Raw genomic sequence first — 12938 nt, 5'->3', positions numbered from 1 at the left:
CCTGCGACTTGATTCCCGGCCCAGACGGCGCGATGTGGCCGGTGAAACCAGCCATGACTGATACGACAGCCCCTTCCAGCCCGACGCTGATCACGCTCGGATGCCGCCTCAACACCTATGAATCGGAGGTGATGCGCAGCCATGCGACAGACGCTGGCCTCGGCGATGCGGTCATCATCAATACGTGCGCGGTGACGTCCGAAGCCGTCCGCTCCGCCCGCCAGGCGATCCGCCGCGCGGCCAAGGATCATCCCGGCGCGCCGATCCTTGTGACAGGCTGCGCCGCGCAGATCGACCCGGCCATGTTCGCTGCCATGCCGGAAGTCACCCGCGTCATCGGCAATCACGAAAAGATGCAGGCCGAGACATGGCAACCGGGCACGCTGCTCACCGGCCATGAAAAGGTCCGGGTCAACGACATCATGGCCGTGCGCGAAACCGCTGCCCACCTGATCGACGGCATGGAGGGCCGGGCACGTGCCTATGTGCAGGTCCAGAACGGCTGCGACCATCGCTGCACGTTCTGCATCATCCCTTATGGCCGGGGGAACTCCCGCTCCGTGCCGGCTGGCGAAGTCGTGGCGCAGGTGCGTCGTCTCGTCGAGACCGGGCATCATGAAGTCGTGCTCACCGGCGTGGACCTGACCAGCTGGGGCGCAGACCTGCCCGGCACGCCGCAGCTCGGCAACCTCGTCCAGCGCATCCTGAAACTGGTGCCTGACCTTGCCCAGCTGCGCATCTCGTCCATCGATGCCATCGAGATTGACGACGCACTGGTTGAAGCGCTCTCCGAGCCTCGCCTTGCCCCCTACATGCACCTCTCGCTGCAACATGGTGACGACCTCATCCTCAAACGCATGAAACGCCGCCATTCGCGCGGCCAAGCAATTGCGCTGACACAGCGCCTGCGTGATGCCCGCCCGGACATGGCCTTCGGCGCAGACCTGATCGCCGGCTTTCCGACGGAAACCGAAGCGCATTTCGAGAATTCTCTGCGCCTCGTCGACGAGTGCGGCATCAGTTTCCTGCATGCTTTCCCTTATAGCCCCCGTCCCGGCACCCCGGCGGCCCGCATGCCGCAACTGGACAAGGCTACGATCAAGGCCCGCGCCGCCCGTCTTCGCGCCGCCGGCGAAAAAGCGCTTGTCGCCCATCTTGATCGCCATGTCGGCAGCCGTGTCGACGCCCTTGTGGAGCGTGATGCGTCGGCCCGCCTGCCCGACTTCACACCCGTGCAGCTGGAAAGCAATTTGCCGCCTGCTGGACGCGTCGCACGTACCCATATAACCGGGCACAACGGCACGCAGCTTATTGGGATAATTGAATGATCCTCTGGTTCGGGAAGAAAAAGGCGCAGGACGCGGCAAAGGCGGCCGGTGCCGCGATGGCCGAGCCGGAACTCTCGGCCGACGAGATGGCTGCACGCGACGCTGAAATCGCCGCTAAAGCCGCCGAAAAGGCCGAAATCGAGCGCGTCGTCGCCGAGGCGAACAAGGCCTGGGAAGACCGGCAGGCGCGTGAAGCCGCCGACGCCGAGACCGAAGCCGCCCGCCTCGACGAAGAAGCCCGCAAGGCTGACACCGCTCGCGCCGAAGCCCTTGCCCGGGCTGACGAAGCCGAGGCGAAGCGTCTTGAGGCCGAGGCCGAAGCCGCCCGGCTGGCCCGCAAAGAGCGCGAAGCCGCCCGCGCCAAGGCCGCCGCCGAACTGAAACTGCTGGAAGACCGCCGCGAAGCCGTGCGCCTGCGCGAAGAACGCGAAGCGGCGGCCCGTGCTGCGCTGGAAGCTGAAGCCATGATCCCGGCTTTGTCGCCAAACTCGGCTCGGGCCTCGCACGCTCCTCGTCCCGTCTTGGTTCGGGCCTCGCCGCCTTCAACAAGCGCAAGCTGGACGACGAGACGCTCGAAGATCTCGAGGACCTGTTGATCACGTCAGACCTCGGCGCCGCCGTCGCCCGGCGCGTGACCAGGAACCTGTCAAAAGAGCGGTACGACAAGGAAATCACTGAAAACGAGATCAAACAGGCCCTCGCAGCCGAAATTGAGTCCGTCCTCGCGCCGCGCGAGCAGATTGTCGACTTTTCAGACGGTCCGCGCCCGCGTGTCGTGCTGTTCGTCGGCGTCAATGGCTCCGGCAAGACGACGACGATCGGCAAGATTGCGTCCAAGCTGAAGGATCAGGGCGCCAAGGCCTTGCTGGTTGCTGGTGATACGTTCCGTGCAGCGGCTATCGAGCAGCTCACCGTATGGGGTGATAGGGCAGGCATCCCCGTCATGTCCAAGCCCACAGGCGCGGATGCGGCGGGTCTCGTCTACGAAGCCATAGAGCGCGCCAAGGCTGAAGACCTCGATCTCGTCCTCGTCGACACGGCTGGCCGCCTCCAGAACAAGGCCGAACTGATGGCCGAACTGGAAAAAGTGGTCCGCGTCGCGCGCAAGCTCGATCCCGAGGCGCCGCATGACGTTATCCTCGTGCTCGATGCCACGGTCGGACAGAATGCGCTGAGCCAAGTTGAGGCGTTCCGACATACAGCCGGTGTCACGGGCCTGGTGATGACGAAGCTCGACGGTACGGCCAAGGGCGGGGTGCTCGTCGCCATCGCCGAGGCGCACGACCTGCCGATCCACTTCATCGGGGTCGGCGAAGGGGCCGACGACCTGCGCCCGTTCAGCGCCCACGCCTTCGCGCAAGCGCTGGTCGGGGCAATCGATTAGGGCTTATTCCGCCGCCATCGCACGCACAGGTGCCGCTTGCGCGCCGCGCAGCAAACGCCCCGGTTTCGCGCCCGTTGGCTTGCCATCGCGGAAGGTCACCTGCCCGGCCAGGATGGTCGCCGTATAGCCGCTCGCCCTCTGCATCAGCCGCCGCCCGCCAGCTGGCAGGTCATACTGGACTTCCGGCAGGTGCAGTTTCAGGTTGGTCAGATCGATGACGTTGAGATCGGCCCGGTAGCCCGGCGCGATCAGCCCGCGATCATTGAAGCCCATCCAGTTTGCTGTTTTCTGCGTCTGGCGGTGGATCAGGTATTCCAGTGGCAGTTTCGGCCCGCGCGAGCGGTCGCGGCCCCAATGGGTCAGCATGGTGGTGGTGAAACTGCCATCGCAGATCATGCCGACATGGGCGCCGCCATCGGACAGACCCGGCAGCGAGACCGGGCTTTCCATCATCGCGCGGATCGGCTCGAGGCTGCCTTGCGAATAATTGAGGAAGGGCAGGTAGAGCATGCCGCGTCCGCCGCGTTCCAGCATCAGGTCGAGGGCGGCCTCTTCATTGCTGACGCCGCGCCCGGCCGCTATCGCCTCGATCGTGCGCTCGGGGCCCGGCTCATAGTCGACCGGGTCTGACAGCTGGAACATCTTGCCGAAACTGCGCAGCATGACTTTCAAGAACGGGTTGTCGGTCGCCGGCTCATCGGCGAGCAGGCGTGCCCGGAAAACCGGGTCATTCAGGCGGCGCACCTTTTCCTCAAACGGCAGATCGGCAATTTCCCTGAATACAGGATGCGCACTGAATATATTGAGTGTGAGTTCGAGACCTAGCAAAACGCCCACGGGGCGCGGTGCCACCTGGGCGGCCATCGGCAGTCCGTTTTCGGCGGCTTGTTCAATGGCGCCCAGCAGCGCACGCCAGCCTTCCGGCGCGACATCGGCCTGTGCCAGCGACACGGATAATGGCCGACCCGACGCCTCGACGATCCGGCGCAGCATTGCGGCTTCCTTTTGGGGGTCGTTGAAGTCCGACACGAATTGCAGGACGCCCCGTCCGGCGTCTGAAAGGCCCATGGCGATTCCGGTCAATTCTGCTTCGCTGGCGGTCAGCGTTGGTGTCGGTTGGCCGTCAGACGTGCGGTGATTGAGTGTACGCGACGTCGAAAAGCCGATCGCCCCGGCCATGACCGCCTCTTTCGCCAGCCGCGCCATTTCGGCGATCTCGGCTGGTGTTGCATCCTCGCGATTGGCGCCCCGGTCGCCCATGACGAACACGCGCAATGCGGCATGCGGCAGCTGGGCGGCGATATCGACGTCGAATTCACGGTCGCCAAGGAAGTCGAGATAGTCCGGAAAGCTCTCCCAGGCCCAAGGCAGGCCTTCGGCCAATACCGGAAACGGAATATCCTCGACGCCCTCCATCAGGCGGATCAACCGGTCATGGTCTTGGCTGCGGCACGGCGCAAAGCCGACCCCGCAATTGCCCATCACGACGCTGGTAATGCCGTGCAGGGAGGATGGGCTGATTTCGCTGCCCCAGGCCGCCTGTCCGTCATAATGAGTGTGAATATCGACAAAGCCCGGCGTGACGATCTGGCCGCGCGCGTCGATCTCCTCGCGGCCCTTGCCATTAACCTTGCCCAAGCCTGTAATCACGCCGCCATCGACCGTGACGTCCATCTCGCGGGGCGCGGCGCCACTGCCGTCAAAAACGAGCCCGCCGCGCAGGATGATATCGTGGGTGGCCATGACGTTCGTCTCCCTCATTTTGGCAAAGAATGAACCTCAGGCGGCATGAGTCAAACCCTGACGCGGCGTCGGGCTTCCCCCCTGGTTCAAACCCGCGCATACACCGCCCGCCATGACCAGCACGCTCCTCCCCGTCGCGATCTGCCTGATGTCCGCCATCTCGCTGGCGGCATCGAACGTGCTCGTCAAACGCGGCGGCGACATCCTCACGTCCCGCATGGTCCTGTCCATCGTCATGGCGCTGAGCGTCCTCCCGCTCGCGTTTTTTGTGCCGTTGCCGCCACGTGAAACCCTACCCTTTCTTGCGCTCTCGATCGCGGTGCACTGGTTCTACCAGTTCAGCGCCGTCCGGGCCCTGCATCGTGGCGACCTGTCGCTCGTCTTTCCGGTCATGCGTGGCCTTGGCCCGCTTGCGACGGCAACCATTGCCAGCATCGCGCTGCACGAGTCGCTCTCATTCTGGCAGATTGCCGGCCTTGTCGCCGCCAGCGCCGCGATCATTGTCTTCGCCATGCCGACCGGCGCAACCGTCCACGCGCGCCGTCTCGACCGGTCAGCACTGTTCTGGTCGGTGATGACAGCATTGGGCGTCGGCCTCTACGCGGTTGCCGACGCGCGGGGCGTCCGGGAAATGCCGAACCTCCTGACCTTCGTCGTCTGGTTGTTCCTGTTCGACTGGATCGGCGTGACGCTCGTCGCGCTCTGGCAGCGCCGGGGCGGTATCATGACGGCGATCCGTCCGCAGATCCGTGGCGGCATCATCGCTGGTATGCTCGGAGCGTTCTCATACGGCCTCGCCATTTTTGCCTACACGCTGACCGACGCGGCGATCGTGACGGCCCTTCGCGAAACGTCAGTGGTGTTCGCGGCCGGGTTCGGTGCGTTCCTGCTTCACGAGGGTTTCGGCCGGCGCCGCACCATCGCTGCTGCCGTGCTGGGCTGTGGTCTCGTGCTGATGCAGGTCGGGGCGTGATCCCGTCTGGCGGTGCGTGTCGCTTTATGCAAGACAGTCGCAAAGCATCCAGGGGCGGCATGGCCGCGTAAGATACCGTATGACAGACACTTCAAAACCACCGGTCGCCAACGACACTGCAGCCAAGAAAGCTGGCAGCATCTGGAGCGAACTCGGCCCGACGCTCGCCTTCATCCTGATCTACAATGTGTTGTTGCGCTTTCCAGAGGGCGATGGACTGCTGACGAAGGACACCGCGCTTTACTGGGCCACCGGCGCATTGATCGTGATTACATTTGCGGTTGTCATCCAGAAACTCATCAAGGGGCAGAGAATCCCGCCCTTCCTTCTCGTCTCGTCCGCCCTGATCGGGAGTTTCGGGATTGCCGGGATCCTGCTCCAGTCGAAAATATTTCTCTTCGTCAAACCGACAATCATCAACCTGATCTATGCCAGTGTCATTTTTGGCGGTCTCGCGGTCGGACGAAACATCTGGAAAATGCTGTTTCACACCGTATTCGAGCTGCCCGATTTTGCCTGGAAGACTTTGGCGATCCGTTGGGGACTGTTCTTCATTGCGATGGCGATCTGGAACGAGTTCCTGTGGCGCAGTTTTACCGAAGCCACCTGGGCCAATTGGAAGCTCGGCAATATCGTCATCACTTTCCTGTTTGCGCTCGCCAACACGCCCTACACGCTCAAACATATGACGGCGCCCGCAGAGCCGGATGACGCCTAGCGCGTGACTTTTTCTGTTCCCGGCGGATTGGTGAACGGCGGGAACGCGCTGAGGTGCCGTGTGGCGGCAAACTGTGTCAGCGCCCAGACGACCGTCGGGAAGGCCAGTTCGGACCAGAGAATATCTTTCCACGCAAACAGCCCGACCTCTTCGCTTTCGGGGCCTGCGGCAATGCCGGACGCGAGGCTGGCCCGGAACATCACCTGAACCTGGCTGATGCGCGGCACGGAATAGACCGCCAGGACCTGTTCGATCCGGATATCGGCACACGCTTCTTCCTGCGCCTCCCGGCGCGCGGCATCCTCGACGGTTTCGTTCTCTTCCATGAAACCGGCGGGCAGCGTCCAGAATCCCTTGCGCGGTTCGATTGCCCGGCGGCAGAGCAAAATCTTGTCGCCGCGCGTGACCACCGAACCGGCGACAATCTTCGGATTCACGTAGTCGATAAAGTTGCAATTATTGCAGATTCGGCGCGTTCGATCGTCGCCATCGGGCACATCCAGCCTGAAATCAGGCAAAATGGAACCATTTGCTAAGTCATCCGTCATCAAATCTTCAGCCTATCCCTCTTATGGAGAAAACAGTTGATCCGCACACGGGCCTCCTGCTTTAAGCAATCCACCAACCCAATTTCGGCGGGAAACCGCGCCAAAACCTGAAAGTAGACAATATCATGGCTTCCACAACCAGTTTCAAACTCAACAAATCGCCCAGCCACCTGTTGCACCGCGCGCAACAGATTGCTGCCAACCATTCGGCCGTCGCCCTCAAGGCTGCCGGCGTCACGCTGCGTCAGTTCTCGGTTCTCGCCGCCCTGTCCGGCAATGAAGGCGTCAGCCAGTCCGACCTCGTGAATGCGACGGGTATCGATCGCTCGACGCTAGCCGACATGGTCGCCCGCATGGAAAAGGCTGGCCTCATCAAGCGCGTTGCATCAAAAGCCGACGCCCGCGCCAAATCCGTTTCGCTGATGGCCAAGGGTCGCAAGGCGCTCGAAAAAGCACAGCCTGCTGTTGACGCTGCCGACGCCGCACTGTTCGACGCCATGCCGAAGACCAAGCAGGACGCGCTCCTGTCGGGTCTTTCGAAACTGGTGGAAGATGCCGAAGCGCCCGTGGCAAAACCTGCCGCTGCGCCAAAGCCAGCCCCAGCGCCGAAAGTCGTGACCAAAGCCAAGCCGAAGCCAAAAGCCAAAGCCAAGCCGAAAGCGAAGGTTGCCGCCAAGGCCACGCCAGTGCCGAAGCCTGTCACCAAGGCCAAGCCGGTTCGCCGCAAAAAGAAGTAAGACTTCGAGGTCAGTTGCGGGGCGCATTCAGCGCCCCGCTCACCTCACGTACGTCGTCCGGCCCAAGCGGCCCCGAGACATGTACCAGGATCTCGCCCTTGCTTGAGATCACGAATGTTTCCGGCACGCCGGTCAATCCAAAATCCAGCCCGCCTTGCCCGTCCGGATCCAGCGCCACCTCGGTAAAGGGGTCGCCCATCCGGTCCAGGAAGTCGGCGCCGTTGGCTTCTGTATCCTTGTACAGCACACCATAGACTCGGCCGGGAAACGCTTCCGACAGCGTCATTAGCTGAGGATGCTCGGCCTCACACGGCGCGCACCAGCTGGCGAACAGGTTGACTACCACGCTCTGGCCGCCTGGCGGCGGCGCGAACGTCAGGGCTGAACCTTCGAGCGTTTCGAACGACCGATCCGGCGCAACCCGCGAAATGCGTTCAAAGTCGCCCTTCTTGGGGCTCAGCAGCTGGGACAGCGCCAGTCCTGCAAACAGCAGCAGCGCCACTACCGGGATTGCGGCCAGCCAGCCCTTCATGACGCGTCCTCGTCGCTGACATTCATCCGTTCCAGCGCAGATTTTGCGGCGCGGGCTTTCAGCATGACGCCGATTACAGCGCCGCCGATCAATACAAGGCCCAGCCCGTAGCAGGCCCAGATATAGGCGGCATTCTTGTCGAGGTGCGGCAGGAAATCCATCATGCGCCCGCCAATAATCTGGCGCGCTGGCGCGCGGCCCGGCGCGTCCATATTTCCGCCCGCATCAGGGTCATCACCAGGGCGCCGAAGAGCAGGGAGTGGCCCAGTCCGCTCATCAGCAGGGGCCAGAGATAGACAGCCGCCATTTTCGGTCCTTCAGACGTGATGACGCTGGAATCCTGGTGCAGCGAGGTGAACATGTCGACTGAGAACTTGATCAGCGGCACATTCAATCCCCCCACCATGGCAAGGATCGCGCCGGCGCGCGCCGCCTTTTGTCGCGAATCCATTGCTGCGCGCAGGGCCATGTAACCGAGGAAGAGGAACAGTAGGAACAGGACGCTCATCATCCGCGCATCATCCCATTGCCACCATGTGCCCCAGGTCGGCTTGCCCCAGACAGAGCCTGTGGCGAGGCAAAGCGCGGTCCATGTCGCGCCGAGCGGTGCAATCGCCTTGGCGGCAATATCGGCCAGTTCATGTCGCCAGACGAACCAGATGAAACTCGCCACCGCCATTGCCGAATAGCTCGCCATGGCCAGCCATGCTGCGGGAACATGGATGAACATCACCCGCATGATGTCGCCGCCCTGGTATTCATCCTTCGGCACCATCCACAGGCCCTGCCATAGGCCCCATGCGATCAGGGCCGCACCCAGCGCATAGAAGAGCGGCGCCAGCCAGTTCGACAGCGCCAGAAACCGGTGCGGATTTGCAAATGACGATAACATGCCCATCAGATAGCCTTCCCTCAATCCGCCGCCAAGCGCAGCGCCGCAGCCATGGCGAACGGCGCCAGCGCCAGCGCAAACAGTGTTGATGCGACCAGTAACAGGGGCGCGCTGTCACCGCCCGCTGCACCGCTCATCGCCATCGACCCGAAAATCGCCGTCGGCACGTAAAGCGGCAGCGCAATCAGGGCAATAAGTAATCCTCCACGCCGAACCGTTGCCGACAGGGCGGCGCCGACCCCGCCCCAGAAGAAGAAAGCGAGCCCGCCGAGCCCGTAGATCAGCGCGCCTGCCAGCAGGTCCGCGCCCGCCTCGGCCTGGAACATCAGCGCCAGGACAGGGCTCATCAGCGCCAGTGGCAGGCCGGCCGTTAGCCAGTGCGCGAATGTCTTGGCCGCGGCGATGGCCGAAACAGGCGCGCCCGCCTGCAGCCACAGGTCCAGCGCGCCATCCTCGACATCGGCCTGGAAGATCCGTTCCAGCGTGACAAGGCTGGATAGCGCAAGTGATACCCAGAGAATGCCCGGGCCGACCGCGCGCAACATGCCGGGTTCGGTTCCGATACCCAGCGGCACCAGAACGGCGGCCCCGGCAAAGAAACCAAGCGGCAATAGTGCACCTGCGCCGCCCGCCCAGGCTTCGCCGAGCGCCTGCCGGAAGGCGGAGAGGATCGGGGCCGGGCTCACAGCACCATCTCCCGGCTCGCCGCGAAACCCGCATCGCCATGCACCGCTGCCACCACCGCGCCACCCCCTTGCCGATGCCCTGCCACCATCGCAAGGACCCGCTCGCGCCCCTCTGCGTCCAGCGCTGTGAACGGCTCGTCCAGCAGCCAGACCGGGCGTATTTCCAGCATCAGCCGCGCCAGCGCCGTGCGCCGCCTCTGGCCGGCGGACAGGTAGCGCGCGGCGACGTCCGTAGGCCGCGAAAGCCCCATGTCATTGAGAATTACGTCCACATCGGCGGTTGCCCCCCAGGCTTTCGCCCAGAGTTTAAGATGCGTGCGCGGTGTTTCGTTTGGCTTCAGGCCATCGCGATGGCCCACCCAATGGTGGGCGGCCTCCCGGTCCACACTGCCCGCTTCCGGCCGCGTCAGCCCGGCCAGTACGCGCAGCAAAGTGGTCTTGCCGGCGCCGTTGGGGCCCCTCAGCACCACGGCCTCGCCCGGCGCCACTGCCAGTGACACCCCTTCAAACAGCACCCGCTCTCCGCGCAGGATGCCCAGTCCGGACGCTGTCAAAAGCTGCACATCATCTCCCGAATAGACCCTTTGCCCCAATTGCATCAGGCCCTTAGCACCTATATGACACGAGGTAACGCGCCGCACCGCTGCGGCACCACCTTTCACTCCAAGACGCGAGGTCTCCCGCATGCCGTCTCTCGACAGCTTCAAATCCAAACGCACGCTTACCGCTGCTGGCAAGACGTACACTTATTATTCGCTCGCCGCAGCCTCTGAAAACGGACTTGGCGATGTGTCGCGCCTGCCGGCCTCGCTGAAAGTGCTGCTGGAGAACATGCTGCGCTTTGAAGATGGCAAGACGGTCACCAAAGCCGACATTCTCGCGTTCAGGGCCTGGCTCGACAACAAGGGCGCCACCAGCCACGAGATCGCCTACCGCCCGGCGCGCGTGCTGATGCAGGATTTCACCGGCGTTCCGGCCGTGGTTGACCTCGCCGCCATGCGCGACGCCGCAGCCAAGCTCGGCGCGTCACCGGAAGCGATCAACCCGCAGGTGCCTGTCGATCTCGTGATCGACCACTCGGTCATGGTCGACAGTTTCGCTGGCCCCGGCAGTTTCGAAAAGAATGTCGAGATGGAGTACAAGCGCAACCAGGAACGCTATGAGTTCCTGCGCTGGGGCTCGACCGCCTTCAAGAATTTCCGTGTCGTGCCTCCGGGCACCGGCATCTGCCACCAGGTGAACCTCGAATATCTCGGCCAGACCGTCTGGACGAAAGAGGAAAACGGCGAGAACGTTGCCTACCCTGATACCTGCGTCGGCACCGACAGCCACACGACCATGATCAACGCTCTCGCTGTGCTCGGTTGGGGCGTCGGCGGAATCGAAGCCGAGGCCGCCATGCTGGGCCAGCCGGTTTCAATGCTCATTCCTGAAGTCATCGGCTTCAAACTGACCGGCAAGATGGCTGAAGGCGCCACCGCAACGGATCTCGTGCTCACGGTTGTCCAGATGCTGCGCAAAAAAGGCGTCGTCGGGAAGTTTGTCGAATTCTTCGGCCCCGGCCTTGCCAGCCTCACGCTCGAAGATGAGGCAACGATCTCGAACATGGCGCCGGAATACGGCGCAACATGCGGCTTCTTCCCGGTTGATGAGGATACGGTCAAATACCTCAAGAACACGGGCCGCGACGCTGACCGCGTGGCGCTGGTGGAAGCCTATGCCAAGGCGCAGGGCTACTGGCGCCCCGAACAGGCCGAACCGATCTTCACCGACACGCTCGAACTTGATCTCGGCGCGGTCGTGCCGTCGATCTCCGGCCCGAAACGCCCTCAGGACCGTGTGCTGCTGTCTGAAGGCGACACGGCGTTCGCGGACGCCATGGTCAAGGAATTCGGCAAGCTGGCAGACGCAGCTGAGCCGATCACCGTTGAAGGCGAAGACTATACGGTCACGCATGGCGATGTGTTCATTGCGGCGATCACGTCGTGCACCAACACATCGAACCCCAGCGTCATGGTGGCGGCTGGCCTGGTGGCTCGCAACGCCGCAGCGCTCGGCCTGAAGAGCAAGCCATGGGTCAAGACCTCGCTTGCCCCCGGCAGCCAGGTCGTCACGGATTATCTCGACAAGGCTGGCCTGTCAGACGACCTTGATGCGCTCGGCTTCAATCTCGTCGGCTATGGCTGCACCACCTGTATCGGCAACTCGGGCCCGCTCGATGCGCCACTCGCCAAGGCGATTGCAGACGGCGACCTCGTCTCCTGCTCGGTCCTGTCTGGCAACCGCAACTTCGAAGGCCGGATCGGTCCCGACATCAAGGCGAACTATCTCGCCTCCCCGCCTCTGGTCGTCGCCTATGCGATTGCCGGGTCGTTGCGCGTCAACCTGACAACGGATCCTTTGGGTCAGGACAAGGATGGCAATGATGTCTATCTGAAGGATATCTGGCCGTCATCGCACGAGATTGCCGAAGTGATGGCCGTCGCCGTGACGCCGGAAATGTTCGCGGCGCGCTATTCCGACGTGTTCAAGGGCGACGAGCATTGGCAGGGCATCGAAGTGTCCGGCGGGCAGACCTATAGCTGGCCACCTGGATCGACCTATGTTCAGAACCCGCCTTATTTTGAAGGCATGGGGCTTGAGCCTGACACACCGACCGATATCGAGAATGCCCGGGTGCTGGCCCTGTTTGGTGATTCAATCACGACCGACCACATTTCCCCGGCCGGTTCGATCAAGGCTTCCAGCCCGGCTGGCGAATATCTGCAGGCCCACCAGGTCAGCGCGTTGGACTTCAACTCCTACGGCTCGCGGCGCGGCAACCACCAGGTCATGATGCGGGGCACATTCGCCAACATCCGTATCAAGAACCAGATGGTGCCGGGCGTCGAGGGCGGCGTGACCGTTCACTATCCTGATGGCGAGCAGATGGCGATCTACGACGCCGCAATGCGCTACCAGAAGAAAGATGTGCCACTGGTGATCTTCGCGGGCGACCTCTATGGCAATGGCTCGTCGCGCGACTGGGCCGCAAAGGGCACGATCCTGCTCGGCGTGCGCGCCGTGATCGCAGGCAGCTTCGAGCGGATCCACCGCTCCAACCTGATCGGCATGGGCGTCCTGCCACTTGAGTTCGCAGACGGCGAAAGCGCGGAAACCCTGGGTCTTACCGGCAAGGAACAGGTCTCGATCGAAGGCGTTGCCGACATCCAGCCCCGCCAGACCATGGACGTGAAAATCACGCGCGAAGACGGCACGACCTTCATTGCAAAAACGACGCTTCGTATCGATACGGAAAACGAGCTCGATTATTATCGCAATGGCGGCATTCTTCACTACGTGCTGCGCAATCTTGCCCGCGAAGCCCTGTAGGGAAAAGCCGGCAGGACCCACGCTT

14 protein-coding genes are annotated in these 12938 nt (G+C 63.0%); 7 read left to right on the top strand and 7 right to left on the bottom strand.

What is annotated here, in order from left to right; genetic code table 11:
* Positions 1 to 53: 53 nt before the first annotated feature.
* From mtaB to ftsY, 3 genes are read left to right on the top strand one after another with little or no spacing between them, the layout of a single operon-like run.
* Positions 54 to 1328 (top strand): tRNA (N(6)-L-threonylcarbamoyladenosine(37)-C(2))-methylthiotransferase MtaB, encoded by a 1275-nt coding sequence (gene mtaB / locus AADA04_RS06035; RefSeq protein ID WP_340692348.1) that lies wholly within the window; start codon positions 54 to 56, stop codon positions 1326 to 1328.
* Positions 1325 to 1924 carry a hypothetical protein gene (locus AADA04_RS06030; RefSeq protein WP_340692347.1) on the top strand — a complete coding sequence of 200 codons (600 nt, stop codon included), beginning with the start codon at positions 1325 to 1327 and terminating at the stop codon, positions 1922 to 1924. Before mtaB ends, AADA04_RS06030 begins: the two co-directional genes overlap by 4 nt.
* The gene (gene ftsY, locus AADA04_RS06025; RefSeq protein WP_340692346.1) at positions 1921 to 2712 is read left to right on the top strand and encodes a signal recognition particle-docking protein FtsY; all 792 of its coding nucleotides are present in this window, start codon (positions 1921 to 1923) and stop codon (positions 2710 to 2712) included. The genes AADA04_RS06030 and ftsY overlap by 4 nt, the downstream gene beginning before the upstream one ends.
* Before the next feature lie 3 nt (positions 2713 to 2715).
* Here the strand turns inward: ftsY and AADA04_RS06020 are convergent, their stop codons facing one another.
* Positions 2716 to 4455 carry an amidohydrolase family protein gene (locus tag AADA04_RS06020; protein WP_340692345.1) on the bottom strand — a complete coding sequence of 580 codons (1740 nt, stop codon included), beginning with the start codon at positions 4453 to 4455 and terminating at the stop codon, positions 2716 to 2718.
* Between the two features lie 112 nt (positions 4456 to 4567).
* Between AADA04_RS06020 and AADA04_RS06015 the strand changes: the two genes are divergently transcribed.
* A complete protein-coding gene (locus AADA04_RS06015; protein ID WP_340692344.1) occupies positions 4568 to 5428 on the top strand; it encodes a DMT family transporter in 861 nt (286 codons plus the stop codon).
* Positions 5429 to 5507: 79 nt separating this feature from the next.
* Complete coding sequence (locus tag AADA04_RS06010; protein ID WP_340692343.1) at positions 5508 to 6146, top strand: septation protein IspZ; 639 nt, start codon at positions 5508 to 5510, stop codon at positions 6144 to 6146.
* On the opposite strand, the gene AADA04_RS06005 is transcribed toward AADA04_RS06010, so the two are convergent.
* Positions 6143 to 6694 (bottom strand): NUDIX hydrolase, encoded by a 552-nt coding sequence (locus AADA04_RS06005; protein ID WP_340692342.1) that lies wholly within the window; start codon positions 6692 to 6694, stop codon positions 6143 to 6145. The genes AADA04_RS06010 and AADA04_RS06005 overlap by 4 nt on opposite strands.
* A gap of 125 nt (positions 6695 to 6819) precedes the next feature.
* Between AADA04_RS06005 and AADA04_RS06000 the strand changes: the two genes are divergently transcribed.
* The gene (locus tag AADA04_RS06000) at positions 6820 to 7431 is read left to right on the top strand and encodes a MarR family winged helix-turn-helix transcriptional regulator (RefSeq protein ID WP_340692341.1); all 612 of its coding nucleotides are present in this window, start codon (positions 6820 to 6822) and stop codon (positions 7429 to 7431) included.
* A gap of 10 nt (positions 7432 to 7441) precedes the next feature.
* Here AADA04_RS06000 and AADA04_RS05995 read toward each other — a convergent pair whose 3' ends face one another.
* From AADA04_RS05995 to ccmA, 5 genes are read right to left on the bottom strand one after another with little or no spacing between them, the layout of a single operon-like run.
* The gene (locus AADA04_RS05995; protein ID WP_340692340.1) at positions 7442 to 7963 is read right to left on the bottom strand and encodes a redoxin family protein; all 522 of its coding nucleotides are present in this window, start codon (positions 7961 to 7963) and stop codon (positions 7442 to 7444) included.
* Positions 7960 to 8127 (bottom strand): heme exporter protein CcmD, encoded by a 168-nt coding sequence (gene ccmD, locus AADA04_RS05990; protein ID WP_340692339.1) that lies wholly within the window; start codon positions 8125 to 8127, stop codon positions 7960 to 7962. Before ccmD ends, AADA04_RS05995 begins: the two co-directional genes overlap by 4 nt.
* Positions 8124 to 8861: a heme ABC transporter permease CcmC gene (gene ccmC / locus AADA04_RS05985; protein WP_340692338.1), complete on the bottom strand. Its 738-nt coding sequence runs from the start codon at positions 8859 to 8861 to the stop codon at positions 8124 to 8126. The genes ccmD and ccmC overlap by 4 nt, the downstream gene beginning before the upstream one ends.
* Positions 8862 to 8875: 14 nt before the next feature.
* Positions 8876 to 9541 carry a heme exporter protein CcmB gene (ccmB, locus tag AADA04_RS05980; RefSeq protein ID WP_340692337.1) on the bottom strand — a complete coding sequence of 222 codons (666 nt, stop codon included), beginning with the start codon at positions 9539 to 9541 and terminating at the stop codon, positions 8876 to 8878.
* Positions 9538 to 10104 carry a heme ABC exporter ATP-binding protein CcmA gene (gene ccmA, locus AADA04_RS05975; RefSeq protein WP_340692336.1) on the bottom strand — a complete coding sequence of 189 codons (567 nt, stop codon included), beginning with the start codon at positions 10102 to 10104 and terminating at the stop codon, positions 9538 to 9540. The genes ccmB and ccmA overlap by 4 nt, the downstream gene beginning before the upstream one ends.
* Before the next feature lie 121 nt (positions 10105 to 10225).
* Between ccmA and acnA the strand changes: the two genes are divergently transcribed.
* Entirely contained in the window at positions 10226 to 12913 is a 2688-nt protein-coding gene (gene acnA / locus AADA04_RS05970; RefSeq protein WP_340692335.1) for an aconitate hydratase AcnA, read from the top strand.
* Positions 12914 to 12938 lie beyond the last annotated feature (25 nt).

It is taken from the genome of Hyphomonas sp. (assembly GCF_037969335.1).
Taxonomy (GTDB): domain Bacteria; phylum Pseudomonadota; class Alphaproteobacteria; order Caulobacterales; family Hyphomonadaceae; genus Hyphomonas.
The sequence above is the reverse complement of the archived record's forward strand: the minus strand, read 5'-3'. Positions and strand labels throughout refer to the sequence as shown.

Bases quoted from the DNA above. Each gene is read 5' to 3' on its own strand.
- mtaB (WP_340692348.1), top strand. From the start codon at position 54: ATGACTGATACGACAGCCCCTTCCAGCCCGACGCTGATCACGCTCGGA.
- AADA04_RS06030 (WP_340692347.1), top strand. From the start codon at position 1,325: ATGATCCTCTGGTTCGGGAAGAAAAAGGCGCAGGACGCGGCAAAGGCG.
- AADA04_RS06020 (WP_340692345.1), bottom strand. From the start codon at position 4,455: ATGGCCACCCACGATATCATCCTGCGCGGCGGGCTCGTTTTTGACGGC.
- AADA04_RS06015 (WP_340692344.1), top strand. From the start codon at position 4,568: ATGACCAGCACGCTCCTCCCCGTCGCGATCTGCCTGATGTCCGCCATC.
- AADA04_RS06010 (WP_340692343.1), top strand. From the start codon at position 5,508: ATGACAGACACTTCAAAACCACCGGTCGCCAACGACACTGCAGCCAAG.
- AADA04_RS06005 (WP_340692342.1), bottom strand. From the start codon at position 6,694: ATGACGGATGACTTAGCAAATGGTTCCATTTTGCCTGATTTCAGGCTG.
- AADA04_RS06000 (WP_340692341.1), top strand. From the start codon at position 6,820: ATGGCTTCCACAACCAGTTTCAAACTCAACAAATCGCCCAGCCACCTG.
- AADA04_RS05995 (WP_340692340.1), bottom strand. From the start codon at position 7,963: ATGAAGGGCTGGCTGGCCGCAATCCCGGTAGTGGCGCTGCTGCTGTTT.
- ccmD (WP_340692339.1), bottom strand. From the start codon at position 8,127: ATGATGGATTTCCTGCCGCACCTCGACAAGAATGCCGCCTATATCTGG.
- ccmC (WP_340692338.1), bottom strand. From the start codon at position 8,861: ATGGGCATGTTATCGTCATTTGCAAATCCGCACCGGTTTCTGGCGCTG.
- acnA (WP_340692335.1), top strand. From the start codon at position 10,226: ATGCCGTCTCTCGACAGCTTCAAATCCAAACGCACGCTTACCGCTGCT.